Here is a 23,692-nt window from a genome sequence, read left to right as displayed (position 1 = left end):
CTTGTGTAATAAATTTCGCAGCTGGCAATCGCAACAAGATGCCGGCCGGCCTGCGATCTGCGGGCCAACTCAGCGCGGCAAGTGCAGGGTGCCCAACGGCCCGCGCAGCTGGAACGGCACCGACACCAGGCGCATCCCTGCATTGATCTGGACCACGAAGTGCAGGTGCGGCGCGCTGGAAAACCCGGTGTTGCCCGAGCGGCCAATGCGCTCGCCGGCGCGCACCGACTGGCCCGGGCGGACCAGCACCCCGTCGGGCTGCAGGTGGGCATAGAGCGCCATGCTGCCGTCACCGTGCAGGATGCGGATAAAGTTGCTGCGCCCGCCGAACGCTTCCCGGTCCAGGCCGGCCTGGTTGAAGTCGCCTTCGACCTGCAGTACCACGCCATCGCGCGCGGCCAGCACCGGCGTGCCTTCGGCCAGGGCGAAATCGACCGCGTCCCGGTTCTGCGCATCGTCGTGGCTGAAATGCCCGCCCGGCCCCTGGTCCACCCGCACCGGCGCGGCAAACGGCAGCTGGTAGCGCACCCCCAGCGGCTTGGCGCCGGGCTCGCCGGGCACGGCGTCGAGCTGCAGCTGGAAGTCGCTGGCGGCGCGTGGATCGGCCAGGATCAGCGTGGCCAGCAGCACGCTGCCGCGCGCCGGCACCCGTGTGCGCACCGGCAGCGCCGGCGAGGCCACCACGCCGCTGCTGCGCATGGCGCGCAGTTCGACCTGGACCGGACCGGGCAGCGGGTTGTCGGCCCAGGCCCGGTAGCGGGTCGGGGTCTTCTCCAGACGCAGCCGCACCAGCGCGCCGGCGGCGGATGGAAACGCGATGGCATCGCCGGCCCTGCCGGGCTGGCGCGCAGGCGGGCCTGCGGCCTGCCGGGCCGGCTTCCACCGCTCAAGCCACTGGGCCTGCGCGCCGGACATCCCGGCCATCAGCAGCAGCGCGCCCAGCGCCAGCGCGGCGGCCGCGCGTGGAGTCACGGCAGGCAGTGGCCGTGCAGCTGCAGGGCGCGGGCCACATCGCGCAGGTCGAAGGCGGCCACGGCCCGATCGTCGTGCTGGGCGAACAGCGCCCCGGCGGGAAACCGCGGCGTGCCCGCGGCGTAAAGCACGATCCCATCGGTCTGGCTGACCCGCTCGCCGGTGAAGGTGCCCAGCGGCGCCAGGCTGACCCGGTCGTAGACCCGGAACAGGGTCGGGGTCAGCTGATCCACCGCGATCCACCAGCCGCTGTCCATGTCGCAGTCCCACAGCGCGACCCCTTCGGCATCGGCGCTGAAGACCGGCAGGCTGCCGCCGCGGAAGCGCCCGGCCAGGGTGTAGTCGCGCAGGGTCGAGCCGACCCGCCGGTCTTCGTCGGCAATCAGCAGGCGGTCGTGGGCCGGGTCGCCGCCGATCGATTCGACCAGGCGCAACATGCCCGCCTCGCCGGTGTCGCCGAAGCTGCCCGCGTCGGTGCCGGTGATCGACCCGTCCTGGTCCAGCTGCACCTTGAAGCGGCGCACGCGCTGGTCCATCTGCGCGCGCGGCGGCAGCACGCCGGCCTGGACATCGGTCATGAAGCTGTCGGTGACCAGCAGTTCCAGTTCGCCCGGCGCGGTCTCCTGCAGCCACAGGCCATAGGGCACCCTGAGCGTGTCGGCGCCAATGAAGCCGCGCGGGCGCAAGTCGGGCAGCCCAAGTACCTGCACGCGGTGGTTGTCGCGCTCGACCACGAACGCCAGGTCGCCCCACACCGCGATCCCGTTGGGCCGCCTGAACTGCCCGGGCTGCTCGCCTGGCCCACCGACGGTGCGCAGATGCTGGCCGGTGTCGGCGTCGAACACGACCAGCTGGTCGGCAGCCTTGGCCGTGGCGATCAGCCAGGCACCGCCGTCCTCGGTCGGCCAGACCGCCAGCGAGTCCAGCCCGGCGTCCGGGATCTGCTCGGAGATCCAGGCCTCCTCGACCACCGCGTCGGCGCGCGCAGCGGGCAGGGCGGGACCGGCAACCGGCGCGGCGGCCGGTGGGGCGAGGCTGGCGCAGCCGGCCAGCAGCAGGAGCGCGGCGGCGGTGCTGAACGAGGAAAGGCGGATCATGGAACACGATTATGCGCGTGCCATGTCGCCGCCAAGTGCACCTGGCACGGGCCTGACAGCGGTTTCTGCAGCAACCATCGCTCCATCTTGATGGAGCGATTGACATCACCCCCGGAGGCTGGCAACCTTGCGCCACCATCGAGACCGGCAGAGGGACAGGCCCTTTGAAGCCGGGGCAGCCAGCGACCCAGTCCAGCGTGTCGTGTCGGTGCCAAATCCTGCGGCGACGCGTTTGCGTTTTGACCGAAAGATGGTTCGTCCCGCGCAGCAGTGGATTGCCTGCACGACGAACGCGAGCTTCCCCGCGAAGGCTCGATGGCCGTTCCTCCCGGATCCGCCATGCGCCTCGTGAACACCGCCACCGCCACTGCCCCCCGCTTCGATGAAGCCGCGTCGCCGACGCCGGCCAGCCGTGCCCGCGCGATGCGCGGCGAGCTGCCGGTGGCGCTGGCGCTGCGCCATGCCGGCGTGCACACGCTGACCCTGCGCTACGAGCTGCAGGGGCCGGGCGATGCGCCGGTGGTGTTCCTGGCCGGCGGCATCTCCGCCCATCGCCATGCCGCCGCCAGCGTCGAGTTCCCCGAAGCCGGCTGGGCCAACGCGCTGGTCGGCGCCGGCCGCACCCTGGACCCGGCGCGCGTGCGCGTGCTGGCGTTCGATTTCATCGGCGCCGACGGGACCCTGGATGCACCGATCGATCCGGCCGACCAGGCCGACGCGATCGCCGCCCTGCTCGATGCGCTGGACATCCCGCGGCTGCGCGCCTTCGTCGGTTACTCCTACGGTGCGTTGGTCGGCCAGCACCTGGCCGCGCGCCATCGGCAGCGCCTGGAGCGCCTGGTCGCAGTCAGCGGCGCACATCGCCCGCATCCGTTCGCTTCGGCCTGGCGCGCGCTGCAGCGCCACGCGGTGGCGCTGGGCCAGCTCCAGTGCGCCGAGCAGCAGGGCCTGTCGCTGGCGCGCCAGTTCGCAATGCTCAGCTACCGCACCCCGGAAGAATTCGGCGAGCGCTTCGACGCCGCGCCGGAACTGGTCAACGGCCGGGTGCGCGTGGCCGCCGAGGATTATCTGGATGCCGCCGGCGCGCAGTACGTGGCGCGCACCCCGGTCACCGCCTTTTTGCGCCTGTCCGAATCGATCGACCTGCACCGCATCGACCCGGCCACGATTGCCGTGCCCACCACCGTGGTGGCCGTCGAAGGCGACCGGCTGGTGCCGCTGGCCGACCTGGTCACGCTGGTCGAAGGCCTGGGGCCCAACGGCCACCTGCGCGTGCTGCGCTCGCCGTACGGCCACGACGCCTTCCTGAAAGAAACCGATCGCATCGACGCGATCCTCGCCACTGCCCTTCGCTCCACCGGAGACACCGCATGAGCCGTTCCAGCCACCACGACATCCCCTGCAGCGCTGCCACCACCGCGGTGCGCGCGGGCATCGACTGCGATCCCGCCTACGGCGCGGTCACCCCGCCGATCGTGCTGTCGTCCAACTTCTCCTTCGACGGCTTCAACAACAAGCGCCAGTACGACTACACGCGCAGCGGCAATCCCACCCGCGACCTGCTGGGTGAGGCGCTGGCGCAGCTGGAAGGCGGCGCTGGCGGGGTGATCACCGCCACCGGCATGGGCGCGATCAACCTGGTACTCAACGCGCTGCTGCAGCCGGGCCAGAAGCTGGTGGTGCCGCACGATGCCTATGGCGGCAGCTGGCGCCTGTTCAACGCGCTGGCAGACAAGGGCCACTTCGAACTGATCACCGCCGACCTGACCGATCCGCGCTCGCTGGCTGATGCGCTGGCCGCCTCGCCCAGGCTGGTGCTGATCGAAACCCCGTCCAACCCGCTGCTGCGCATCACCGACCTGCGCTTTGTCATCGAGGCCGCGCACAAGGTCGGCGCACTGGTGGTGGTGGACAACACTTTCCTGTCGCCGGCGCTGCAGCGGCCGATCGAATTCGGTGCCGACCTGGTGCTGCACTCGACCACCAAGTACGTCAACGGCCACAGCGACGTGGTCGGCGGCGCGGTGATCGCGCGCGATGCCGGGCTGCACGAGCAGCTGGTGTGGTGGGCCAATGCATTGGGCCTGACCGGATCGCCGTTCGATGCGTTCCTGACCCTGCGTGGCCTGCGCACGCTGGATGCGCGCCTGCGCGTGCACCAGGAAAACGCCGCGGCCATCGTCTCGCTGCTGGACGGCCATGAAGCGGTGTCGCAGGTCTACTACCCCGGTCTGGCCGCGCATCCGGGCCACGCCGTGGCCGCGCGCCAGCAGCGTGGCTTCGGCGCGATGATCTCCTTCGAGCTGGACGGCGGCCAGGCGGCCGTGCGCGCCTTTGTCGATGGCCTGAAGTACTTCACCCTGGCCGAGTCGCTGGGCGGCGTGGAAAGCCTGGTCGCCCACCCGGCCACCATGACCCACGCGGCGATGAGTGCCCAGGCGCGCGCCAAGGCCGGCATCGGCGATGGCTTGCTGCGCCTGTCGGTGGGCATCGAGCACACCTCCGATTTGGTCGCCGATCTGCAGGCCGGCCTGGCCCGCGCGCGCGCGGTGCAGGTCCAGGGGCAGCGGAAGCTGGTCGATGCATGAAGCGCGTGGTCCGGCTCGATGCGGGACGGCAACGGTGTGGAATTGACAGCCGTCCTGTTCAGTCGAGCGGCAGCCGGCCGGACCGGTTGCGCGCCGGCGGCGCAATGTGGCTGCGCTGCAGCTGGCGCAGCAGTTTTTCCTCGTACTTGGGCGCCCAGCCGGCGGCATTGGCCTGGAAACACGGCGTGCAGACGACGACGCCGTAGCGTTCGATGACCTGCCCGGCGTCAGAATCTGGCGTGAAATGCAGTTTTGTGTCGCAGCAGAAGCATGCGGCGGTCAGTGATTCGGGTTGCATGACGGGTGTTTCCCTGGAATTGCAGATGCCTGCAATACCCTGGCGCATGGTGCGTGCCAAATCCGCCTGTGAAACTGTGACCTCGCCTGAAAAATCGTCCGTGACGCCGTGACAGCCACGGTTTGGCGCGGCGTGGGCCCACGCCGCGCCCGCCGTCACGGCGTGGCCAGCGCCTGCAGCAGGGCGGCGTTGAACCGCGCCGGGTCCTGGACCTGCGGCGAGTGGCCCAGCTCGGCGAACTCGACCAGCCGCGCGCCCGGGATCGCCCGGGCCGCACGCTTGCCCAGCACCGGATAGTTGCCCAGCGTGGGCCGGATCTGGGCCGGCGCGGCGGCCTTGCCGATGGCGGTACGGTCCAGCTGCCCGATCAACAGCGTGGTGGGCACCGCGATCCGGGGGAACTCGTAGACCACCGGCTGGCTGTAGACCATGTCGTCGGTCAGCGCCTGGTCCCAGGCATTGACCTGCTTGCCGGCACCGGCGTACAGCCCGGCCTGCATGCGCGCCCAGCGTTCGAATTCCGGCCTCCAGGTGCCGGCGTAGTAGACGTCCATCTGGTACTGCCTGATGCGCTCGAAGCTGGTCTTCAGCTCGCTGGCGTACCACTGGTCCACGCTCTGGTAGGGCACCCCGACTGATTTCCAGTCTTCCAGTCCAATCGGGTTGACCAGCGCCAGGTGCTGCACCTCCTGCGGGAACATCAGCGCGTAGCGGATCGCCAGCATGCCGCCCATCGAATGGCCGATGACCACCGGCTTGTCGATGCCCAGCGCCTTCAGCAGCGCATGGGTGTTGTCGGCCAGCCCCGCCAGCGAGAACTGGTAATGGGCAGGCTTGGAGGACTTGCAGAAGCCGACCTGGTCCGGCGCGATCACCCGGTAGCCGGCCCCGGCCAGCGCGGTGATGGTGTCCTTCCAGGTGGCCGCGCAGAAGTTCTTGCCGTGCAGCAGCAGCGCGGTGCGGCCATTGGCCGGACCGGTCGGGGCGATGTCCATGTAGGCCATTTCCAGGTCCTGCCGCTGCGAGCTGAACGCATGGGTCCTGACCGGATGCGGATAGTCGAAGCCTTCCAGGCGCGGACCATAGGCGGGCTGTTCGGCGGCGGAGGCGGGCAGGGCGATGGCCAGTGCCAGGGCGGTGAGGATCGGACGCACGGGGATTCCTTGCAACGGCGGAGGGCCTTCAGGCTAGCGGCGTCGGCGCCGAGCTCGGGTGAGGCCACGGTCAGGGAGGAGTGTCTTGCGGGCGTCATGTTGAACATGTCTAATCGCGCGATTGCAACGGACCGCATTGCGGGGGCGGGATGCCCCGGGCCTGAAACATCCCCCGGCCAGGTCGGCGCGTTTCCTCTACCTGCCTGGAACCTGCAATGCCTGCCTCTGCCTGCCCTCGCGCGAAGTTGTTCGCGCCATTCAACGATGTCCTGTTCGCTGCCCATGCCATGGGCGGAGGTCGCCGTGCTTGAGCTGCAGACCACCGCGTCGCCGCTGGAACCGGGCGCGCAGGCATTCGGCATGGTGTTCCAGCCGATCGTGCGCCTGGACAGCCAGCGGGTGATTGCGCATGAAGCCCTGATGCGGCCGCACGATGGCCAGTCGCCGCTGGCGCTGCTGGATGCGGCGCGCGATGTCGGCCGCCTGGGTGAGCTGGAAACCCTGGCGGTGCGCCGGGCGACGTCCTGTTTCGATTTCGCCCACGGCGGGCTGCTGTTCCTGAACCTCAGTGCGCACGCCGTGCTGCACAGTCCACGTCGCCCGCAGCAGGTGCTGGAAAGCCTGCAGTCCTGCGGCTACGACCTGCGCCGGTTCGTCATCGAGATCACCGAGCGCGACATCGTCGAGGATTCGGCCCGGCTGGCGCATGCGCTGGGGTTCCTGCGCGCGGCCGGCGTGCGCATCGCGCTGGATGATTTCGGCAACGGACATTCCAACTTCGAGCTGTGGCACGAGCTGGCGCCGGAATTCGTCAAGCTCGATCGCTACCTGGTCCATCGCATCCACGAAAGCGCCGGCCGCCTGAGCATCGTCAAGGCGCTGGTCCAGGTCGCCGAAAGCCTGGGCACCGAGCTGGTGGCCGAAGGGGTGGAAGACGTGCAGGACCTGCGCATCCTCCAGGACCTGGGGATTCCCTACGCGCAGGGCTATCTGCTCGGCCGCCCGCACGTGCAGGTGGCTACCCAGGTCAGCAGTGGCGCCTTCGATACCGAGGGCGGCAAGCTGCCGGTGCTGCCGCGCAGTACGCGCAACAGCAGTTTCCGCCGGATCACCGCCGAGCACCTGATGATCGAGGCGCCATACCTGCTGCACGATGCGTGCAATGCCGAGGCCGAGCAGCTGTTTCGCAACAACCCGCAGCTGCCGGCGCTACCGGTCGTGGACAGCCAGGGCATCCCGCTGGGCCTGCTCAACCGGCGCGTGTTCAACGAGCGCATGGCGATGCCCTTCGCCCGCGAGCTGAGCGGGCGCAAGCCCTGCACGATGTACATGCATAGCGCGCCAGTGGTGTGCGATATCGGCCAGAGCATCGATGCGATGTCCGAGATCCTGCTGGGCGAGGACCAGCGTTACCTGTCCGACGGTTTCATCATCGTCGAGGACGGCAGGTACCGGGGCGTGGGCGCGTCCGAGGCACTGGTGCGCCGGGTCACCGAGCTGCGCATCGAGGCGGCGCGCTACGCCAATCCGCTGACCCTGCTGCCGGGCAACATCCCGATCACCGAGCACATCGGCCGGCTGCTGGAGAGCGGGCAGAGTTTTGCCGCGGCCTACTGCGACCTCAACAGCTTCAAGCCGTTCAACGACCAGTACGGCTATTTCCGTGGCGACCGCATGATCCAGCTGGTCGCCACGACCCTGGCCCGGCACACTGACCCGCGCTGGGATTTCGTCGGCCATGTGGGTGGCGATGATTTCGTGGTGCTGCTGCAGAGCGAGGACTGGCAGGTGCGCTGCGAGCGCATCGTGGCCGAGTTCAACGCCGCGGCCATAGCGCTGTTCGACCCGGAAGATGCCGCGCGCGGTTCGCTGGAAGGCGAGGACCGCAGCGGCCGCTATGCGACCTTTGCCCTGACCACGCTGGCCATCGGCGTGGTGTATCCACTGCCGGGGCAATTCACCAGTGCAGAGGAGATCGCCTCGCTGGCGGCCAGCGCCAAGCGCCAGGCCAAGCGCCAGCAGCGCGGGGTGTTCGTGCTGTCGCAGTGAGCCGACTCAGCCTCTCAGGCCGGGCACTTGCCGGTTTCACGCCGGGGCGGCACGTCGCCGGGTGGGTCGACATCGCCGGTCTGTGCGCGCAACTGGGTGATGCGCTGTTTGAGTTGGGCGACCAGCTCGGCGTGCTGGGGTTCGTCGACCACGTTGTGGAATTCGCCCGGATCGGCGTGCAGGTCGTACAGCGCCCATTCCTCCGGCGTTTCCCAGAAGTGGATCAGCTTCCAGCGCTGGGTGCGCACACCACGGTGCTTGCGTGCGCAGTGCACGGCCGGGTACTTGAACCACTCGTACAGGAAATCCTGGCGCCAGCCGGCGTTGCCCTGGTCCAGGGCGATCTTCTGCCAGCTGCGGCCCTGCATCCAGTCCGGCGGCGTCAGCCCGGCCATGTCCAGCAGGGTGGGAGCCACGTCGATGTTGAGCACCATGTCCTGGTCATTGACCCGGCCAGGATGAATCCGGGCCGGCCAGCGCACCAGCATCGGCACGCGGATCGAGGGCTCCAGCATCATCCGCTTGTCGTAGAAGCCGTGCTCGCCCAGGAACATGCCGTTGTCGGAGGTGTAGATCACGATGGTGTTCTCGGCCAGCCCGTTCTGGTCCAGGAAATCCAGGACCCGGCCGACGTTCTCGTCCACGCCCAGCAGCACCCGGTAGTAGTTGCGCAGGAAGGCCTGCAGCACCGCGTGGTCGCGCTCGGGGCGCGGCAGGTTCTGGTCCACCTGCGGCGGCCTGCGCTCGGCCTTGTGGAAGAAGTCGCGCATGTTGGGGATGACCTGCTGGGTGGTCCTGGAAAAGGCCTCCGGGGCGCCTTCGGGCTGCGGCTGGCCGAAGCCCGGCGGGATCGGCATCTGCACGTCCTTGAAGGCATCGTAGAAGCGCGCGTCCGGCTCCCACGGCCCGTGCGGGGCCTTGAACTGGTAGCACAGGCAGAACGGCCGGTCGGTGGGGCGTTGCTGCAGATAGGCCATGGCCTGGTCGCCGATCACATCGTCGGTGTGACCGCGGAAGCGCACCGGCGCACCGTTGACGATGAACTGCGGGTCGAAGTAGCTGCCCTGGCCCTGGAGGATGGCCCAATGGTCGAAGCCGGTCGGCATCGACTTGATGTGCCACTTGCCCACCATCGCGGTGTGATAGCCGGCCCGGCGCAGCAGCATGGGGTAGGTGATCTGGTCGTGGCGCAGGCCCATCTGCTGGTACCAGCCCGGCTCCTCGCCGTTGCTGGTCACCCCGTGGCTGTGGGCGTACAGCCCGGTCAGGTAGGAGGCGCGGCTGGGCGCGCACACCGAGGTGGTGACGAAGGCCCGGTTGAAGCGGATGCCCTCGCGGCCGATCCGGTCCATGTTCGGCGTCTTGAGGATGGGATTGCCATAGATGCCCAGCGCGTCCTGCGCCTGGTCGTCGGTCATGATGAAGATGATGTTCGGCGCGCCCTTGGGCGCGCTACGCCGCGGCGCGTCGTCGGCCGGCGTGCCGGCGGCCAGACGCGCGGCCAGCGGCAGGACGGTGCCGGCGCCGAGCAGCTGCAGGGCGGTGCGACGGTTGAAGCGTGAAGGCATGGGCGGCTCCCGGGTGTGGGCGCGGCCGTCGGCGTGACCGCGCGGGGGGCTGTCCATCCTAGGTGTACTGTTCTATTCTTGATGGAACTTATATGAAATCCATCGTTCCAACACTCTACGAGGGCGAAGTGTGGAGAGTGCAAGTGCGAGTTGCCCCTGAGATTGTGCTGAGCGACGAGGAGCGAGCGGAGTTGACGAGACTGGTTCGCTCCAAGCGCACGAGCGTGAGGCTGGCGCAGCGCGCCCGCATGGTGCTGCTGGCTGCGGACGGCATGCAGAACAAGGAGATCGCCGAGCAAGTAGGGGTGGGGCGCGTACAGGTCTCGCGCTGGCGCGCGCGATATGCGCAGTCGCGGATGGCCGGGATCGAGCGCGACTTGCCGCGCGGAGCGCCGCCGGCCAAGGTCGACGCGGCGCGGCTGGTGGAGTTGACCACGCAGAGCCAGCCGGCGGCGGCCACGCACTGGAGTACGCGCAAGATGGCCGCCGAGCTGGGCGTGAGCCAAGCACCCGCGCTTCACCATGCACTTCACGCCCACCTCCGCCTCGTGGCTGAACATGGTTGAGCGCTTCTTCCGCGACATCACCACCGAGCGGCTGCGCCGCGGGGTGTTCACCAGCGTGCCCGAACTGATCGCCGCCATCGATGAGTACCTGGCGCATCACAACACCAAACCCAAGCCGTTCATCTGGACCAGAAGCGCCCGCGACATCCTGCAGAAGGTGATCCGCGCCAATCAGCGCTTAAGTTCCAAACAGAATGGAACACTACACTAGCGGCGATTGGAAGCGGTTACACGCCGCGCTGCGCAACGCAGGCTGCGCCGTGCATGGGCGCAGCGGCGGGCGGCTTGATCCCGCCGATGGCTAACTTGGCGGGGCTGCTTGGTCCACCTGCGGGCTGGACCCGACCAGCACCAGCTGCCCGGTTTCAACCAGCTGCGCGGGATTGCCATTGCACGCTTCAATGCCGGCCTGGGTGGCGTGCGGGGCGCGCCGATACGCGGCCCAGCCGTTGCGGCCATGCGTCTTGACGTGGTAGAGCGCGCGGTCGGCCAGGGTGACCATCTGTTCCCAGCCCAGCAGGTGCGGCGCCTCGGGGAAGGGCGGGTACTCCATCAGCCCCAGTGACACGGTGACCTGCAGCGTCCGGCCCTGGCCGATCGCGAAGGGCTTTTGCGCGATGGCCTGGCAGACCCGTTCGCCCAGCGCATGCAGCTGCGCGCGCGGCATCGGCCGGAACACCAGCAGGAATTCCTCGCCGCCCCAGCGCACCACGTAGTCGCCCTCGCGGGTGAGCTGGCGCAGGCACTGGGCCGCCTGCTGCAGGACCCGGTCGCCGGCGTCGTGGCCGAAGCGGTCGTTGATCTGCTTGAAGTGGTCCAGGTCCAGAAGGCCGAACATCAGCGCGTCGCGCTGCATGTCCACGCCGGTGTCGCGCTCGTAGAAGGCCAGGTCCAGCGGGATCTGCCGCCCCAGGTAGCGGCGGTTGTGCAGGCCGGTCAGCGGGTCGGTGACGGTCAGCGCCTCCAGTCGCTGGTTTGCATCCTGCAGGGCCTGGGTACGCCGCTGGACCAGGGCTTCCAGCACCGCGCGCTGGCGCGCGTGGCGGCGCGAGAGCCAGCCGTAGCCCAGCGCGATCAGCAGCAGCACGCCCAGCCCGGCGCCCAGGCCGAACCAGAGCTGCTCGTAGAAGAACGGCTGGATCCGGAAGGCCAGCTGCGCCGGCTGCAGGCTCTGCACCCCGCTGTTGTTCACGCCGATCACTTCGAACACGTACTGCCCGGCCGGCAGGTTGGTGTAGTTGACGCTGCGCTGGGCGATGTTCTCCAGGGTCATCCACTGCGCGTCGTAGCCGCGCAGGCGGTAGCGGATGTCGATGTGCTCGGGCGCCTGGAAGCTCAGCGCGGTGAACTGGAAGCGCAGGTCGCGGGCCTGCGCCGGCAGGGTCCAGTCGCCGCCGGCTTCCACATCGCGCCACTGGCCCTGCACCTGCACGCGCTCCACGCGCGGCGTCGGCGGCACCGGGTTGCTGTGGTCCCGGGCCGTCTCCATGGCCAGCAGGCCATCGCGCGTGGGCAGCCAGAACGCGCCATCGCGCAGCAGGCCGCGGGCGTTGCCGGCGCCGTTGCAGCAGTCGCCCTTCTGGCCGCCGTGGCGGTCGCCGCGTTCGTTGAGCAGCTGCCGGATCTGCAGGCTGGCGCTGGGCGAGGCCTGGACCCTGGCGATCTCGCTCAACGGGAAGCGGTAGATGCCGCGCAGGCCGGCCAGCCACAGCTGGCCGCGCGCATCGGCGGCGATGGCGAACACCGGATTGGCCGGCACGCCGCGCTCGCGGCCCAGCTCGATCCAGCGCCGGCCGTCGAACAGCAGCAGCGTTTCGCGCGAGAGGTTGCCGACCAGCAGCTGGTGGTTGGGCAGCTCGTACAGGGCGGTGACGTGGGTCTGGGCCGGAAAGCCGGTGTCGCGCCCCAGCGGCACCAGGCGCTCGTCGCGCCACTGGTACAGGCCGCTGTAGGTGCCGACCAGCAGGCGCCCGTCGCCGGTGACATGGAGCACCCGCACGCGCGGGTCGGCCAGGCCCTGGGCGATGCCGTAGCGGGTCAGGGCCTGGCCCCTGAGCCGGAACAGCCCGTTGGAGGTGGCAAACCACAGCGTGCCCCGGCCGTCGCGAATGATGCCGTTGATCTGCGCGCCGTCCATCGGGGTCAGCTCGGCAGGGCGCTGGACCACGCCCTGGCGCAGCACCGCCACCCCGGCGCGGGTGCCGATCCAGGTGCGCTCGCTTTCCACCAGCAGCGTGTAGGCGGCCGGATGTGGCAGCTGGCGGCCGGTGACCAGGGTGCGGAAGCGGCCCTGGTCAAACAGCGACACGCCATCGTTGCTGCCCACCCAGATCTGACCATCGCGGCCGGGTGCAACCGACCACAGCAGCGGGTCGCTCAGCCCGTCGCTGCGCGAATAGCGGCGCGTGGTGCCATTCCACACCCGGGTGGCGCCAGAGGTGAGGGTGCCGATCCACAGGTTGCCCTCGCGGTCCTGCATCAGGCTGCGCGCGGCCAGGCGCACATCGCCGGTGATCCGTTCGACCACCTGGCCTGCGCGCAGGCGCATCAGGTGATCGGCCGTGCCGATCCACAGGTTGTCGTCGCGGTCCAGCAGCATGGCCTCCACCGGCGCGCGCCGCAGCAGCGGATCGGCCGTATACGGCTGCCAGCGCCCGGCCTGCAGGACATACAACCCGGCGCTGGTGCCGGCCCACAGCCGGTCCTGCGCGCGCTGCAGCAGGTGCACCGAGGCCGTGGTGGCCGGATCGGGCAGGGCCAGGGTGGTGCGCTGGCCCTGCGCGTCGATCCGCTGGACCTGACCGACTCCGCCGACCCACAGCGTGCCGGTCTCGTGCAACAGGGCGGTGGCGGGTTTTTCCAGGCCGGGCAGGCGGGTGAGGTGGTCGCCGTCGACCCGGTACACGCCCTGGTTGGAGGCCACCAGCACCCGGCCCTGCGGGTCGTGGGACAGGGCGGTGACTTCGAACGGGCCGCCCGGCGCCGGCTGCGGATCGAGCTGGCGGAAGCGGGCCTGTGCGAACACCGCCAGCCCCCGGCTGGTGCCGACCCACAGCCGGCCATCGGCCTCGGGCAGCAGCGCGCGGATGTCGCCGCTGTTCAGGCCCGGCCAGGCGTGGCCGTCGTAGCTGGTGAACTGGATGCCGTCGAAACGCGCCAGTCCGGCCTGGGTGCCCATCCACACATAGCCGGTGCTGTCCTGGGCCAGCGCGGTGACGCTCAGCTGCGGCAGGCCCTGTTCGACCGACCAGTTGCTGGTGACGTAGTCCTGGAAGCGCTTGTCCGGCTGCAGCGCGTGCCCGGGCAGGGCGCAGGCGGCCAACGCGCACAGCAAGCTGCGCCGCAGCCAGTGGCCGCCGCGCGTGCGCTGATGCAATCCCGGAACCGCCTCGCCCATGCTGACGTCGCCTTTTCCCCTGATCCGGTTAACGGCGGCGATGTCAGTGGCTGAAGCGACTCAGCATTCGATGACGTTGACCGCCAAGCCTCCCCGGCTGGTTTCCTTGTATTTGTCACGCATATCGCGGCCGGTGTCACGCATGGTGCGGATCACCTTGTCCAGGGAAACCTTGTGCTTGCCGTCGCCGCGCATGGCCATGCGACTGGCGTTGATGGCCTTCACCGAACCCATGGCGTTGCGCTCGATGCACGGGATCTGCACCAGCCCGCCGATCGGGTCGCAGGTCAGACCCAGGTTGTGCTCCATGCCGATCTCGGCGGCGTTCTCGATCTGGCTGGTGCTGCCGCCCAGGGCGGCGGTCAGGCCGGCGGCGGCCATCGAACAGGCCACGCCGACCTCGCCCTGGCAGCCGACCTCGGCGCCGGAGATGCTGGCGTTCTCCTTGTACAGGATGCCCACCGCCGCGGCGGTCAGCAGGAAATCGAAGATCCTCTGCTCGTCGCTGCCGGCGCAGAACCGGTCGAAGTAATGCAGCACCGCGGGAATGATTCCGGCCGCGCCGTTGGTGGGGGCGGTGACCACGCGCCCGCCGGCGGCGTTTTCCTCGTTCACCGCCAGCGCGTACAGGTTGACCCAGTCCAGGGTGGTCAGCGGGTCGCGCATGGCCGCCTCGGGCTTGGCCGACAGTTCGCGATGCAGCGCCGGGGCGCGCCGCGACACCTGCAGGCCGCCGGGCAGGGTGCCCTCCTGGACGATGCCGCGGGCCACGCAGGCCTGCATCGCAGTCCAGATCTGGCGCAGGCCGGCGCGGATCTGCGCCTCGCTGCGCCAGCTCTTTTCGTTCTCGAACATCAGCTGGGCGATCGACAGGCCGCTGTGCGCGCTGCGTGCGATCAATTGATCGCCACTGTGGAATGGATACGGCAGCGGCGTCTGGTCGGCGACGATGCGGTCATCGGCGGCTTCATCGGCATTGACCACGAAGCCGCCGCCAACCGAGTAGTAGTCGCGCGTGGCGATCACCTGGTCGGCTGCATCGAAGGCGGTAAAGCGCATGCCGTTGCTGTGGAAGGGCAGCTTCTGGCGCTTGTTCATCACCAGGTCGCGCTTTTCCTCGAAGGCGATGGCGTGGCTGCCGCCCAGCATGAGGCGCTGTTCACCGCGCACGCGCGCCAGCGTGGCCGGGATGATGTCCGGATCGATCAGCTGCGGCAGGTGCCCTTCCAGGCCCATCAGCACGGCCTTGTCGGTGCCGTGGCCGCGGCCGGTCAGCGCCAGCGAGCCGTAGACTTCGGCGCGGATCCGGGCCACCTCGGGCAGGCGCCCGGGCTCGCCCAGCCAGCGCGAGACAAAACGCGCCGCGGCCCGCATCGGGCCGACCGTGTGCGAAGAACTGGGCCCGATGCCGATCTTGAACAAATCAAAGGTGCTGACCGCCATGGGCCTATTCTAGCCGCGCCCGTCAGGCTTGCTGCGCGGCGCAACAGACCGGTTTTCGTGCAGGCTTGCCGCATGTCCCTGATCCTCTACCAGCGCGATGACTGCCACCTGTGCGACCTGGCGCTGGAGGTGCTGGCCACGGCACGCGCGCCGGCATTGGAGAGTGTGTTCATCGACGAGGACCCCACCCTGGAAGCGCGCTATGGCACGCGTGTCCCGGTGCTGTGCGATCCACGCAGCGGCCGTGAGCTGGACTGGCCGTTCGATGTGCAGGCGGTGGCCGCGTTCCTGGGCCGCTGAGCGGCCGTGCGCGAGTGTCGCGCGCCCGGCGCCTGCGCACGATCCCGGATCAGCGCGGCAATCAGCTGGCTGGCTTCAGGATGACCCTGGTGCTCACTGCCACCGCATCGGGGATGGTGTCGGTGTCTTTCCAGTCGCCGCCACCCACGCCGAAGTCCAGGCGCTTGAGCGCGGCCTTGCCGGCCAGCGTCGGCTGCGGGCCGGGCGTCCACAGGAAGGTCAGCGTCACCGGCCTGGACACCCCGCGCAGGGTCAGGGTGCCGTCGGTGCTGTAGCGATTGCCGCCGAGCGCCTTGAAGCCCTTGGCCCTGTAGGTGGCCTGGGCGAACCTGGCCACGTCGAAGAAGTCCGCGCCGGCCAGGGTCGCGTCGCGGTCACCGTTGCCGGTATTGGTGCTGGCCAGGCCGATGGTGACCTCGATCGAGCCCTGGTCCGGGCGCATCGGGTCGAAACTGACCGTGGTGTCGAACTTGCCGAACGTGCCGGTGAAGGCCTCGCCGTCGTAGCTGCTGGCGAATGCCAGGGTCGAGCCCGGCGCCTGCACGTAGTCGGCGGCCCTGGCCGCAGCGGTGCAGAACATCACCACCAGCGCGGCAGCGGTCAGCGCGGGGGAGAGCAACTTGCCGGACATGGTCAGGGCTCCTTGCCCGGCGCCGCGGGAGCGGACGCGCGCAGCCAGCCGCGCGGCAGCATGCGGGCGAGGGTGGCATCGCCCAGGAACAGGTGGTGGTACAGCGCGGCGCCGGCATGCACCATCACCAGCACGATCAGCACGTACAGGCCCCATTCGTGGATCTCGTGGGCGGTCGCGGCGATGGCCTCATCGGGCGCGACCAGCTTGGGCATCTCCAACAGGCCGAACAGCTTGAACGGACGCAGCCCGCTGGCCGAGTCGTACAGCCAGCCCGACAGCGGCATGGCGAACATGACCGCGTACAGCAGCACGTGGGTGACCACGGCGGTGGCGTGCTGCCAGCCGGGCGTGCCCGGCACCGGCCGCGGCGCACCGGCGTACAGGCGCCAGGCCAGGCGCACCAGCACCAGCGCCAGCACGGTGATGCCCATCGACTTGTGCGCGGTGTACACCCAGAAGTAGCTCGGCGTCCTGGGCAGCTCGTCCAGGGTCAGGCCGACCACCGCCAGCCCGAAGATCATCAGCACGATGAGCCAGTGCAGGGCCTGGCTGACGGCGCCCCAGCGTTCGGCGTTGGGTCTGGTCATGGCGTGGAATCCTGTGGCGTGGACTGTGCTGGCTGTGAGTCTACGCCGGGTTCGGCGGCAGCGGTGGCCGGCATCTGCGTGGCATCGGGCATCGGCGTGTCCAGGTCCTGGCCGGTGCGGGTGGCCTCGGCCTGGATAATCAGCTGCACGGTGTCGCCGATCACCGATTTCCATGCGGTGATGCCGAAGTCGGCGCGGCTGATCGTGGCGGTGGCCGAAAACCCGGCGGTGCGCCGGAATGGCGGCAGCGGATGGCGCTTGAGCTGGTTGAAGACCACCTCCAGGGTGACCGGCCGGGTCACCCCGCGCAGGGTCAGGTTGCCGGTGACCTGCGCGCGCCTGGCATCGTGGGCGACCACCCCGGTGGAGACGAAGCGCGCCTGCCGATGGTCGTCGCTGTCGAGCAGGTTGCCGGCGGCCACGGCCTTGTTCCAGGCCGCATCGCCCAGGTCGGCGCGGTCCAGTGGCACGGCCACTTCCACCCGCGCGCTGGACCAGTCGTCCGGGTCGAATTCCAGCACGCCGGTGCTGCCCGAGATCGTGCCCATCGCTTGCGAGAACCCCGCATGGGGGACGGCGAACAGCACCCGGGTATGGACCGGATCGAGCTGGTAGGCCGCAGGCGTCGCCCAGGCCGGGCCGCAGGGCAACAGCGCGGCCCACAGCCAGGCGGCGGGAATCAGGCGCAGCAGGGTGGCGGATCGAGGCATGGCGCGGATTGTAGACACCTGCCAGCCCTGCCCGCTGGCGCTGCCGAAGCTGCACACGGTCCACGCCCACGGCGGCGTGCCGCGGTCGCCGGCGCGGGGTTCGCACACGCCATGCAACGGTTGCCAGGCCTCCATGCTTGCTTGCACGATGGCGCTGCGCACAGGCCGCACGCCCCGGACGGCCGCAGCCGTGCATGCGCCAATGCCATGAGGGCAACAGCAGATGTGGGCACGACGATTGTTCCTGTGGAGCCTGCTGGGCTGGACCGGCCTGGCCGCGGCGGCCGTGCCGCTGACCCCGCAGCCCCGCCAGATGGGCGTGGCCGACGGTCTGCCCAGCGGCCGGGTCAACGCCTTTGCCGAAGACAGGTTGGGGTATCTATGGATGGCCACTTACGATGGCCTGGCCCGCTATGACGGCCGCGGGTTCCGGATCTGGCGGACCGAAGATGGTCTGCGCGACAACCTGACCTGGGCGCTGTACGTGGATGCGGACAACCGGCTGTGGGTTGGCACGGAGAACGCCGGCGTCGCGGTGATGGACGCCAACCGCAAGAGCTTTACCTTCTACAACCGCCGCAACACGCCGGCGCTGGGCAGCGACACGATCTGGTCGATCGCCGCCACGGCCGACGGCAGCCTGTGGTTTGGCACCGCCGGCGGCGGCCTGACCCGGCGGTTTGCTGACGGGCATTTCCAGCGCTACATGCCCATCGCAGGCGATCCGCGCAGCCTGCCCAACAGCAGCGTGGTGCACATGGCCACCACCGCCGACGGCAGCCTGTGGATCGGCACCAAGCGTGGGCTCGCGCGCTGGACCGGCCATGACTTCGAACGGGCGCCCAACCAGGCCCTGCAGCGCGTCGACGTCAACCGGCTCACGCCCGAACCCGATGGCGGCCTGTGGATTGCCACCAACCTGGGCGTGGTGTTGCGCAAGCCCGATGGCAGCTTCGTCAACCAGCCCTGGCGCAGCGCCTCTGCGATCCCGGTGCTGCAGACCCTGCTGCACGACAGCGCCGGCACCTACTGGCTCGACACCGCCTCGGGCCTGGGCTACCAGGACCAGGCCACTGTCCGCAATGTGCCGCTGTACAGCGTCTCGGCCCATGGCCTGGTCAAGCCCAACTGGGTCACCGCCTACCAGGATCGCGACGGCGGACTGTGGTTTGCCAGCATGAACGCCAACCTGTGGCACCTGCCTGCCAACTGGCGGCAGTTCGCGGTGCTGAGCAACGACGACAGCGACCCGGCCACGATGCGCAACCCCTACGTGCTGGCCACCGCTCCTTCCAGCCAGGGCGGCCTGTGGCTGACCGGCACCCGCGGTGCGCTGGACTGGCTGGACCCGGCCACCGGCCAGGTCAAGCACCACCTCAAGGTGATCGACCCCGTGTTCTGGCCGCAGAGCATGACCGAGGACGACCAGGGCCGGGTCTGGATCGGGCTCAACGGCCTGCTCTACCGCTACGACCCGGCCAATGGCCAGCTCCAGCGCTGGAGCGAGAAGGATGCGGTCGATGCGGTCGATCCGGGCGGCGTGTCTCTGGCCAGGGCCTGTGGCGCGCAGCTGTGGCTCTACGTGCGCACCGTGGGCCTGCAGGTGCGCGACCTGGACGGCCACGTGGTGCGGCGCGTGCCGGCAGGTTCTCCGGCCTTTCCCCGAGACGTCTTCGTGCAGGATCTGCAGTGTGGTCCGGACGGACAGCCATGGCTGGTGACCGACCGCGGGTTGATGCGGTGGCGCGAACAGGAGCAACGGGTCGAACCCATCCCGGGCGCTTCGGGCGATGCGTTGTTCTCGATGGCCTTCGATGGTGACCATGGCCTCTGGCTGGGCGCGATGGGCCAGCTCCGGCATTACCGCTGGGATGGCCAGCGTCTGCGCCTGCTGCAGCGGATCGGTGCCGATCAGGATTTCCCTGCCACGGCGCCCACCAGTCTGTTGGTCGACCGTCAGGGCATCGTCTGGACCGGCTCCTCGCGCGGCCTGACGCGCACCGATCCCAAAAGCCGGCAGCTGCGCCAGTATGGCGTGCGTGATGGCCTGCCAAGCCCGGAGATCCGCGAGCACAGCCTGGTCCAGGCCAGCACCGGGCAGATCTCCGGCGCCACCCCCGACGGACTGGTGCTGTTCGACCCGGGGCTGCTGACGCCGTCCAGGCGGCAACCGGCGCTGCAGATCGAATTTGTCGGCGTGCGTCGCGGCGACGATGGCCTGGACCTGACCCACCTTGCAGAGCCGGTGCTGGACAGCCAGGACCGCGACCTGCACGTGGCGGCGCGGCTGCTGTCATTTTCCGGCGCGGACGACAGCAGTTATCGCTTCCGACTGGGCGGCTACGACCCGGACTGGGTGGAGGTGGGCGTGAGCGGCGAGCGGTTGTTCTCGCGCCTGCCGGCCGGACGCTACGCACTGGAGGTCCAGGGCCGCAGCAGCGACGGGGTGTGGTCGCCGGTCAAGACCCTGCACTTTCGCGTGTTGCCACCGTGGTGGCGCAGCCCCTGGGGGCTGGCGTCGTGGGCGTTGCTGGCATTGCTGCTGACCGGTGGATCGCTGCACCTGTACCGCCTGCGGCTGCGCCGCCGCAGCGCCTGGCAGCTGGCCCAGCACAAGCGCGAGTTGGCCGAACAGGCCTCGCAGGCCAAGACCCACTTCCTGGCCACGCTCGGCCACGAGGTGCGCACGCCGATGACCGGCGTGCTGGGCATGAGCGAACTGCTGCTGGCCACGCCGCTGGACGAGCGCCAGCGCCGCTACACCCGCGCGATCCAGAACGCCGGCAGCCACCTGCTGCGGCTGGTCAACGATGCCCTGGACCTGGCCCGCATCGAGGCTGGCCGACTTGAAATGGACGCGCAGGACTTCGATCTGCGCGAGCTGCTCGATGGCGTGGCCGCGCTGATCGCGCCGAGTGCGCAGCAGCGCGGGCTGGCGTTCTCGTGCCACGTCGCCGACGGCGTGCCGCCTGCCCTGCGTGGCGACCCGCTGCGGATCCGTCAGATCGTGCTCAATCTGTTGGGCAACGCGGTCAAGTTCACCGAGCGCGGCGCGGTGCGCCTGCAGGCGCTGCCGCTGGCCGAGGCAGGCGTGATGCTGGTGGTCAGCGACACCGGCCCGGGCATGAATGCCGAGCAGCAGGCAAGGCTGTTCCAGCGCTTCGAGCAGGCCGAAGGTGCACGCACCGCCTCGCGTTATGGCGGCAGCGGCCTGGGCCTGGCGATCTGCCAGGAACTGGCCGTGGCCATGGGCGGCACGATCAGCGTGGAAAGCACCCCGGGGCAGGGCACGCGCTTTCTGGTATCGCTGCCGTTGCCGGCCGGCAACGGCGCCGTTCCAGCGTTGCCGAGCGCGCCGGCCCCAGGCGAAGGCTCGCCCCTGTCGGTGCTGCTGGTGGAGGACGATGCCACCATCGCCGAGGTGGTGACCGGCCTGCTGCAGGCACGCGGACATGCGGTGCAGGCGGTGTCGCACGGGCTGGCCGCGCTGACGGCCCTGGCATTGGAACACTTCGACATCGCCCTGCTGGACCTGGACCTGCCGGGCATCGATGGCCTGGCGCTGGCCCGCCAGCTGCGCGCCCAGGGCCTGACCTTGCCGATGCTTGCGGTGACCGCCCGCGCCGATGGCGATGCCGAGGCGCTGGCGCAGGCGGCCGGCTTCGACGGCTTCCTGCGCAAGCCGGTCACCGGCCAGATGCTGGCCGAGGCGATCACCGCGGCGATCGCCGCCGCGCAACAGCGCCAGGCCTGAAACGCGGCGCCGGCCCAAAGGCCTGCGCATGCCGCTGGAGCACGCGTGTTTCGACGCTCAGCGCGCGCTGTGGCGATGCACCGCCTCGACCAGCGCGGCGACGTGGTCCGGATCCATGTCCGGCGACATTCCGTGGCCCAGGTTGAACACGTGTCCCTCGCGGCTGCCACCGGTGCCACAGGCGTAGCTGTCCAGCACCTGCCTGACCTGCGCATCGACGGCCGCCGGCGAGCCGTACAGCACCGCCGGATCCAGGTTGCCCTGCAGGGCAACCTTGCCGCCGGTGCGGCGCGCGGCATCGGACAGCTCCACCAGCCAGTCCACGCCGACCGCGTCGGTGCCGGTGGCGGCCAGGGCTTCCAGGTGCGCCGCGTTGCCCTTGCCGAACAGGATCAGCGGCGTGCGATCGTCGCCTTCGCCGCGCTCCAGCTCGGCGGCGATGCGCTGCAGGTAGGGCAACGAGAAGGCGCGGTACATCGCCGGGCTCAGCACGCCGCCCCAGGTGTCGAACACCTGCAGCGCCTGCGCGCCGGCGGCGCGCTGCGCCGACAGGTACGCGATCACCGCGTCGGTGTTGACCTTCAGCAGCGCGTGCAGTGTGTCCGGATCGTTGAGCGCCATCGCCTTGATCCGGGCGAAGTCCTTGCTGCCGCCGCCTTCGACCATGTAGCAGGCCAGGGTCCACGGGCTGCCGGAAAAGCCGATCAGCGGCACGCTGCCGTCCAGCTCGCGGCGGATCAGGCGCACCGCGTCCATCACATAGCGCAGCTCGGTTTCCATGTCCGGCACCGCCAGCCTGGCCGCCTCGGCCGCGCTGCGCACGGTGTGGCGGAACCTGGGGCCTTCCCCATCGACGAAATACAGCCCCAGGCCCATCGCATCGGGGATGGTCAGGATGTCGGAGAACAGGATCGCCGCATCCAGCGGGAAGCGCGCCAGCGGCTGCAGGGTCACCTCGCAGGCGATTTCGGGGTTCTTGGCCATGCCCAGGAAGCTGCCGGCCCTGGCTCGGGTGGCGCGGTACTCGGGCAGGTAGCGGCCAGCCTGGCGCATCAGCCATACCGGCGTGCGGTCGGTGGGCTGGCGGCGCAGCGCGCGCAGCAGGCGATCGTTCTTGAGCGCAGTCATGGCAGGTTTCGAGGGTAAGGAAGGGGAAGCGCGCAGCTCAGCGCGGGGCGTCGGCGCCGCGCACGAACATCACCTGGAAGCCGCGCTTGAGGTGCGCGTCGCGGACTTTCTCGAATGCCGCGGTCGCCTCGGGCTGGGCCGGGTACTGCTCGCGGCGCAGCTGGCCGCGGCCGCCGATCTGGCCGGTCTCGCGCAGCAGCTCCCAACCGCCGAACAGGTCCGGTTGCAGGGTCAGCTGCAGGTAGCGGGGCGGTTCGCCGGCGCTGGGATGTTGTTGCAGGAACAGGCGCATGGCCGGAAGTTTATCCCAGCCCGGTGTGGCGCCCGCGTCCCGCCCATGCGCTCAGGGCATATCGGCCAGTACCTGCAGCACCTGCGCTTCATCCACGTCGGGCACCACTTCGGCCTGGCCGATGCCGCGCCACAGCACCAGGCGCAGGCGGCCGGCGAGGTTCTTCTTGTCCAGGCGCATGCGCCCCAACAGGGCATGCGGCGACAGGCCGGCGGGCAGTTGCGTGGGCAGGCCGCAGGCGTCCAGCAGGTCGATCAGGCGCTGGGTGTCCTGCGCCGCGCTCAGGCCCAGGCGCGCGGACAGCCGCGCGGCCAGGACCATGCCCACGGCCACCGCTTCACCGTGGTTGAGGTTGTCATTGGCCACCGCGGCATAGCCCTGTTCGGTCTCGATGGCGTGGCCGAAGGTATGGCCGAAGTTGAGCAGGGCGCGTTCGCCCTTTTCCAGCGGATCGCGGGCGACGATGGCGGCCTTGGCCTCGCAGCTGCGGGCGATGGCCGTGGTCAGGGCGTGCGCGTCGCCGGCCAGCAGCGGCTGGTGCTGGGTTTGGAGCCACTCGAAGAACAGCCGGTCACCCAGCGCGCCGTACTTGATCACCTCGGCCAGCCCGGCGCGCAGCTCGCGCGGCGGCAGCGTGGCCAGCACCGCGGTATCGGCGAACACCGCGCGCGGCGGGTGGAACGCGCCGACCAGGTTCTTGCCCTGCGGGATGTCCACTGCGGTCTTGCCGCCGACCGAGGAATCGACCATCGACAGCAGCGTGGTCGGCAGCTGCACCACATCCACCCCGCGCATCCAGCAGGCCGCGGCGAAACCGGCCAGGTCACCGACCACGCCACCGCCCAGGGCGAACACGCAGGCATCGCGGCTGGCGCCCAGCGTGGCCAGCGCCTCGATCGCGGCGCCGAAGCTGGCCAGGGTCTTGGACTGCTCGCCGGCCGGCAGCACCAGGCGCGCCAGCTCGATCTGCGGCCTGGCCGCGCGCAGCGCCTGCTCGACCGTGTCGGCGTAGAGCGGGGCGACATGCGCATCGCTGACCAGCAGCACGTGGCGGCCGCGCACGTGCGCGGCCAGCGCCGCGCCATCGCCGAGCAGGCCGGCGCCGATGCGGATCTGGTAGGGGGTGTCGCCGCCAACATGGACGGTCTGCATCGC

At 69.9% G+C, this 23,692-nt stretch carries 19 protein-coding genes, 1 pseudogene and 1 riboswitch; of the genes and pseudogenes, 7 read left to right on the top strand and 13 right to left on the bottom strand.

What is annotated here, in order from left to right:
• Positions 1–69 precede the first annotated feature (69 nt).
• Positions 70–924, bottom strand: coding sequence for a M23 family metallopeptidase (locus DSC_RS12310; RefSeq protein ID WP_043291348.1), 855 nt, complete (start codon positions 922–924; stop codon positions 70–72).
• Positions 925–968: 44 nt separating this feature from the next.
• A complete protein-coding gene (locus tag DSC_RS12305) occupies positions 969–2,069 on the bottom strand; it encodes an NHL repeat-containing protein (protein ID WP_014161495.1) in 1,101 nt (366 codons plus the stop codon).
• A 132-nt stretch (positions 2,070–2,201) separates the two neighbouring features.
• Positions 2,202–2,326: riboswitch (SAM riboswitch) on the top strand.
• An 82-nt stretch (positions 2,327–2,408) separates the two neighbouring features.
• On the opposite strand from DSC_RS12305, the gene metX reads away from it, so the two are divergent.
• Positions 2,409–3,443: a homoserine O-succinyltransferase MetX gene (gene metX, locus DSC_RS12300; protein WP_014161494.1), complete on the top strand. Its 1,035-nt coding sequence runs from the start codon at positions 2,409–2,411 to the stop codon at positions 3,441–3,443.
• Positions 3,440–4,657: an O-succinylhomoserine (thiol)-lyase gene (locus DSC_RS12295; RefSeq protein ID WP_014161493.1), complete on the top strand. Its 1,218-nt coding sequence runs from the start codon at positions 3,440–3,442 to the stop codon at positions 4,655–4,657. Before metX ends, DSC_RS12295 begins: the two co-directional genes overlap by 4 nt.
• Before the next feature lie 58 nt (positions 4,658–4,715).
• On the opposite strand, the gene DSC_RS16695 is transcribed toward DSC_RS12295, so the two are convergent.
• Complete coding sequence (locus DSC_RS16695) at positions 4,716–5,003, bottom strand: hypothetical protein (protein ID WP_147475063.1); 288 nt, start codon at positions 5,001–5,003, stop codon at positions 4,716–4,718.
• Positions 5,004–5,110: 107 nt separating this feature from the next.
• Positions 5,111–6,100, bottom strand: a complete 990-nt coding sequence (locus tag DSC_RS12285) for an alpha/beta fold hydrolase (protein ID WP_425476622.1) — start codon at positions 6,098–6,100, stop codon at positions 5,111–5,113.
• Positions 6,101–6,412: 312 nt separating this feature from the next.
• On the opposite strand from DSC_RS12285, the gene DSC_RS12280 reads away from it, so the two are divergent.
• Entirely contained in the window at positions 6,413–8,158 is a 1,746-nt protein-coding gene (locus tag DSC_RS12280) for a GGDEF domain-containing protein (protein ID WP_043291346.1), read from the top strand.
• Between the two features lie 14 nt (positions 8,159–8,172).
• On the opposite strand, the gene DSC_RS12275 is transcribed toward DSC_RS12280, so the two are convergent.
• The gene (locus tag DSC_RS12275; RefSeq protein ID WP_014161489.1) at positions 8,173–9,726 is read right to left on the bottom strand and encodes a sulfatase family protein; all 1,554 of its coding nucleotides are present in this window, start codon (positions 9,724–9,726) and stop codon (positions 8,173–8,175) included.
• Between the two features lie 92 nt (positions 9,727–9,818).
• On the opposite strand from DSC_RS12275, the gene DSC_RS17575 reads away from it, so the two are divergent.
• Positions 9,819–10,292, top strand: a complete 474-nt coding sequence (locus tag DSC_RS17575) for a helix-turn-helix domain-containing protein (protein ID WP_014161488.1) — start codon at positions 9,819–9,821, stop codon at positions 10,290–10,292.
• Positions 10,231–10,503 (top strand): annotated as a pseudogene (locus DSC_RS17570) (IS630 family transposase); the annotation flags it as partial. The gene DSC_RS17575 and the pseudogene DSC_RS17570, both read left to right, overlap by 62 nt.
• A gap of 90 nt (positions 10,504–10,593) precedes the next feature.
• Here the strand turns inward: DSC_RS17570 and DSC_RS12260 are convergent.
• The gene (locus tag DSC_RS12260) at positions 10,594–13,689 is read right to left on the bottom strand and encodes a ligand-binding sensor domain-containing diguanylate cyclase (protein ID WP_014161486.1); all 3,096 of its coding nucleotides are present in this window, start codon (positions 13,687–13,689) and stop codon (positions 10,594–10,596) included.
• Positions 13,690–13,749: 60 nt separating this feature from the next.
• Entirely contained in the window at positions 13,750–15,132 is a 1,383-nt protein-coding gene (locus tag DSC_RS12255; protein WP_014161485.1) for an L-serine ammonia-lyase, read from the bottom strand.
• Between the two features lie 72 nt (positions 15,133–15,204).
• Here DSC_RS12255 and DSC_RS12250 point away from each other — a divergent pair, with 72 nt between their 5' ends.
• Positions 15,205–15,432, top strand: a complete 228-nt coding sequence (locus DSC_RS12250) for a glutaredoxin family protein (protein ID WP_014161484.1) — start codon at positions 15,205–15,207, stop codon at positions 15,430–15,432.
• A 61-nt stretch (positions 15,433–15,493) separates the two neighbouring features.
• Here DSC_RS12250 and DSC_RS12245 read toward each other — a convergent pair whose 3' ends face one another.
• The 3 genes from DSC_RS12245 to DSC_RS12235 are packed head-to-tail and all read right to left on the bottom strand — an operon-like array spanning position 15,494 to position 17,363.
• Positions 15,494–16,063 (bottom strand): YceI family protein, encoded by a 570-nt coding sequence (locus DSC_RS12245; RefSeq protein ID WP_014161483.1) that lies wholly within the window; start codon positions 16,061–16,063, stop codon positions 15,494–15,496.
• A 2-nt stretch (positions 16,064–16,065) separates the two neighbouring features.
• Positions 16,066–16,653, bottom strand: coding sequence for a cytochrome b (locus DSC_RS12240; protein ID WP_014161482.1), 588 nt, complete (start codon positions 16,651–16,653; stop codon positions 16,066–16,068).
• Positions 16,650–17,363: a YceI family protein gene (locus tag DSC_RS12235; RefSeq protein WP_043291341.1), complete on the bottom strand. Its 714-nt coding sequence runs from the start codon at positions 17,361–17,363 to the stop codon at positions 16,650–16,652. Before DSC_RS12235 ends, DSC_RS12240 begins: the two co-directional genes overlap by 4 nt.
• A gap of 223 nt (positions 17,364–17,586) precedes the next feature.
• Between DSC_RS12235 and DSC_RS12230 the strand changes: the two genes are divergently transcribed.
• Positions 17,587–21,117, top strand: coding sequence for a sensor histidine kinase (locus DSC_RS12230; protein WP_043290632.1), 3,531 nt, complete (start codon positions 17,587–17,589; stop codon positions 21,115–21,117).
• 57 nt (positions 21,118–21,174) lie between these two features.
• Here DSC_RS12230 and hemE read toward each other — a convergent pair whose 3' ends face one another.
• The 3 genes from hemE to aroB are packed head-to-tail and all read right to left on the bottom strand — an operon-like array spanning position 21,175 to position 23,689.
• Positions 21,175–22,245: a uroporphyrinogen decarboxylase gene (hemE, locus tag DSC_RS12225; protein WP_014161479.1), complete on the bottom strand. Its 1,071-nt coding sequence runs from the start codon at positions 22,243–22,245 to the stop codon at positions 21,175–21,177.
• A gap of 37 nt (positions 22,246–22,282) precedes the next feature.
• Positions 22,283–22,537, bottom strand: coding sequence for a WGR domain-containing protein (locus DSC_RS12220; RefSeq protein WP_014161478.1), 255 nt, complete (start codon positions 22,535–22,537; stop codon positions 22,283–22,285).
• A 51-nt stretch (positions 22,538–22,588) separates the two neighbouring features.
• Positions 22,589–23,689 (bottom strand): 3-dehydroquinate synthase, encoded by a 1,101-nt coding sequence (aroB, locus tag DSC_RS12215; protein WP_014161477.1) that lies wholly within the window; start codon positions 23,687–23,689, stop codon positions 22,589–22,591.
• Between the last annotated feature and the right edge of the window lie 3 nt (positions 23,690–23,692).

This window comes from Pseudoxanthomonas spadix BD-a59 (assembly GCF_000233915.3).
Lineage (GTDB): Bacteria > Pseudomonadota > Gammaproteobacteria > Xanthomonadales > Xanthomonadaceae > Pseudoxanthomonas_A > Pseudoxanthomonas_A spadix.
This window is presented reverse-complemented; position numbering and strand designations above follow the sequence as displayed.

Bases quoted from the DNA above. Each gene is read 5' to 3' on its own strand.
- DSC_RS12240 (WP_014161482.1), bottom strand. From the start codon at position 16,653: ATGACCAGACCCAACGCCGAACGCTGGGGCGCCGTCAGCCAGGCCCTG.
- aroB (WP_014161477.1), bottom strand. From the start codon at position 23,689: ATGCAGACCGTCCATGTTGGCGGCGACACCCCCTACCAGATCCGCATC.
- DSC_RS12310 (WP_043291348.1), bottom strand. From the start codon at position 924: ATGGCCGGGATGTCCGGCGCGCAGGCCCAGTGGCTTGAGCGGTGGAAG.
- DSC_RS12305 (WP_014161495.1), bottom strand. From the start codon at position 2,069: ATGATCCGCCTTTCCTCGTTCAGCACCGCCGCCGCGCTCCTGCTGCTG.
- DSC_RS12255 (WP_014161485.1), bottom strand. From the start codon at position 15,132: ATGGCGGTCAGCACCTTTGATTTGTTCAAGATCGGCATCGGGCCCAGT.
- DSC_RS12220 (WP_014161478.1), bottom strand. From the start codon at position 22,537: ATGCGCCTGTTCCTGCAACAACATCCCAGCGCCGGCGAACCGCCCCGC.
- DSC_RS12295 (WP_014161493.1), top strand. From the start codon at position 3,440: ATGAGCCGTTCCAGCCACCACGACATCCCCTGCAGCGCTGCCACCACC.
- hemE (WP_014161479.1), bottom strand. From the start codon at position 22,245: ATGACTGCGCTCAAGAACGATCGCCTGCTGCGCGCGCTGCGCCGCCAG.
- DSC_RS12250 (WP_014161484.1), top strand. From the start codon at position 15,205: ATGTCCCTGATCCTCTACCAGCGCGATGACTGCCACCTGTGCGACCTG.
- DSC_RS12260 (WP_014161486.1), bottom strand. From the start codon at position 13,689: ATGGGCGAGGCGGTTCCGGGATTGCATCAGCGCACGCGCGGCGGCCAC.
- DSC_RS12275 (WP_014161489.1), bottom strand. From the start codon at position 9,726: ATGCCTTCACGCTTCAACCGTCGCACCGCCCTGCAGCTGCTCGGCGCC.
- DSC_RS17575 (WP_014161488.1), top strand. From the start codon at position 9,819: ATGAAATCCATCGTTCCAACACTCTACGAGGGCGAAGTGTGGAGAGTG.
- DSC_RS12235 (WP_043291341.1), bottom strand. From the start codon at position 17,363: ATGCCTCGATCCGCCACCCTGCTGCGCCTGATTCCCGCCGCCTGGCTG.
- DSC_RS12245 (WP_014161483.1), bottom strand. From the start codon at position 16,063: ATGTCCGGCAAGTTGCTCTCCCCCGCGCTGACCGCTGCCGCGCTGGTG.
- DSC_RS12230 (WP_043290632.1), top strand. From the start codon at position 17,587: ATGTGGGCACGACGATTGTTCCTGTGGAGCCTGCTGGGCTGGACCGGC.
- metX (WP_014161494.1), top strand. From the start codon at position 2,409: ATGCGCCTCGTGAACACCGCCACCGCCACTGCCCCCCGCTTCGATGAA.
- DSC_RS16695 (WP_147475063.1), bottom strand. From the start codon at position 5,003: ATGCGCCAGGGTATTGCAGGCATCTGCAATTCCAGGGAAACACCCGTC.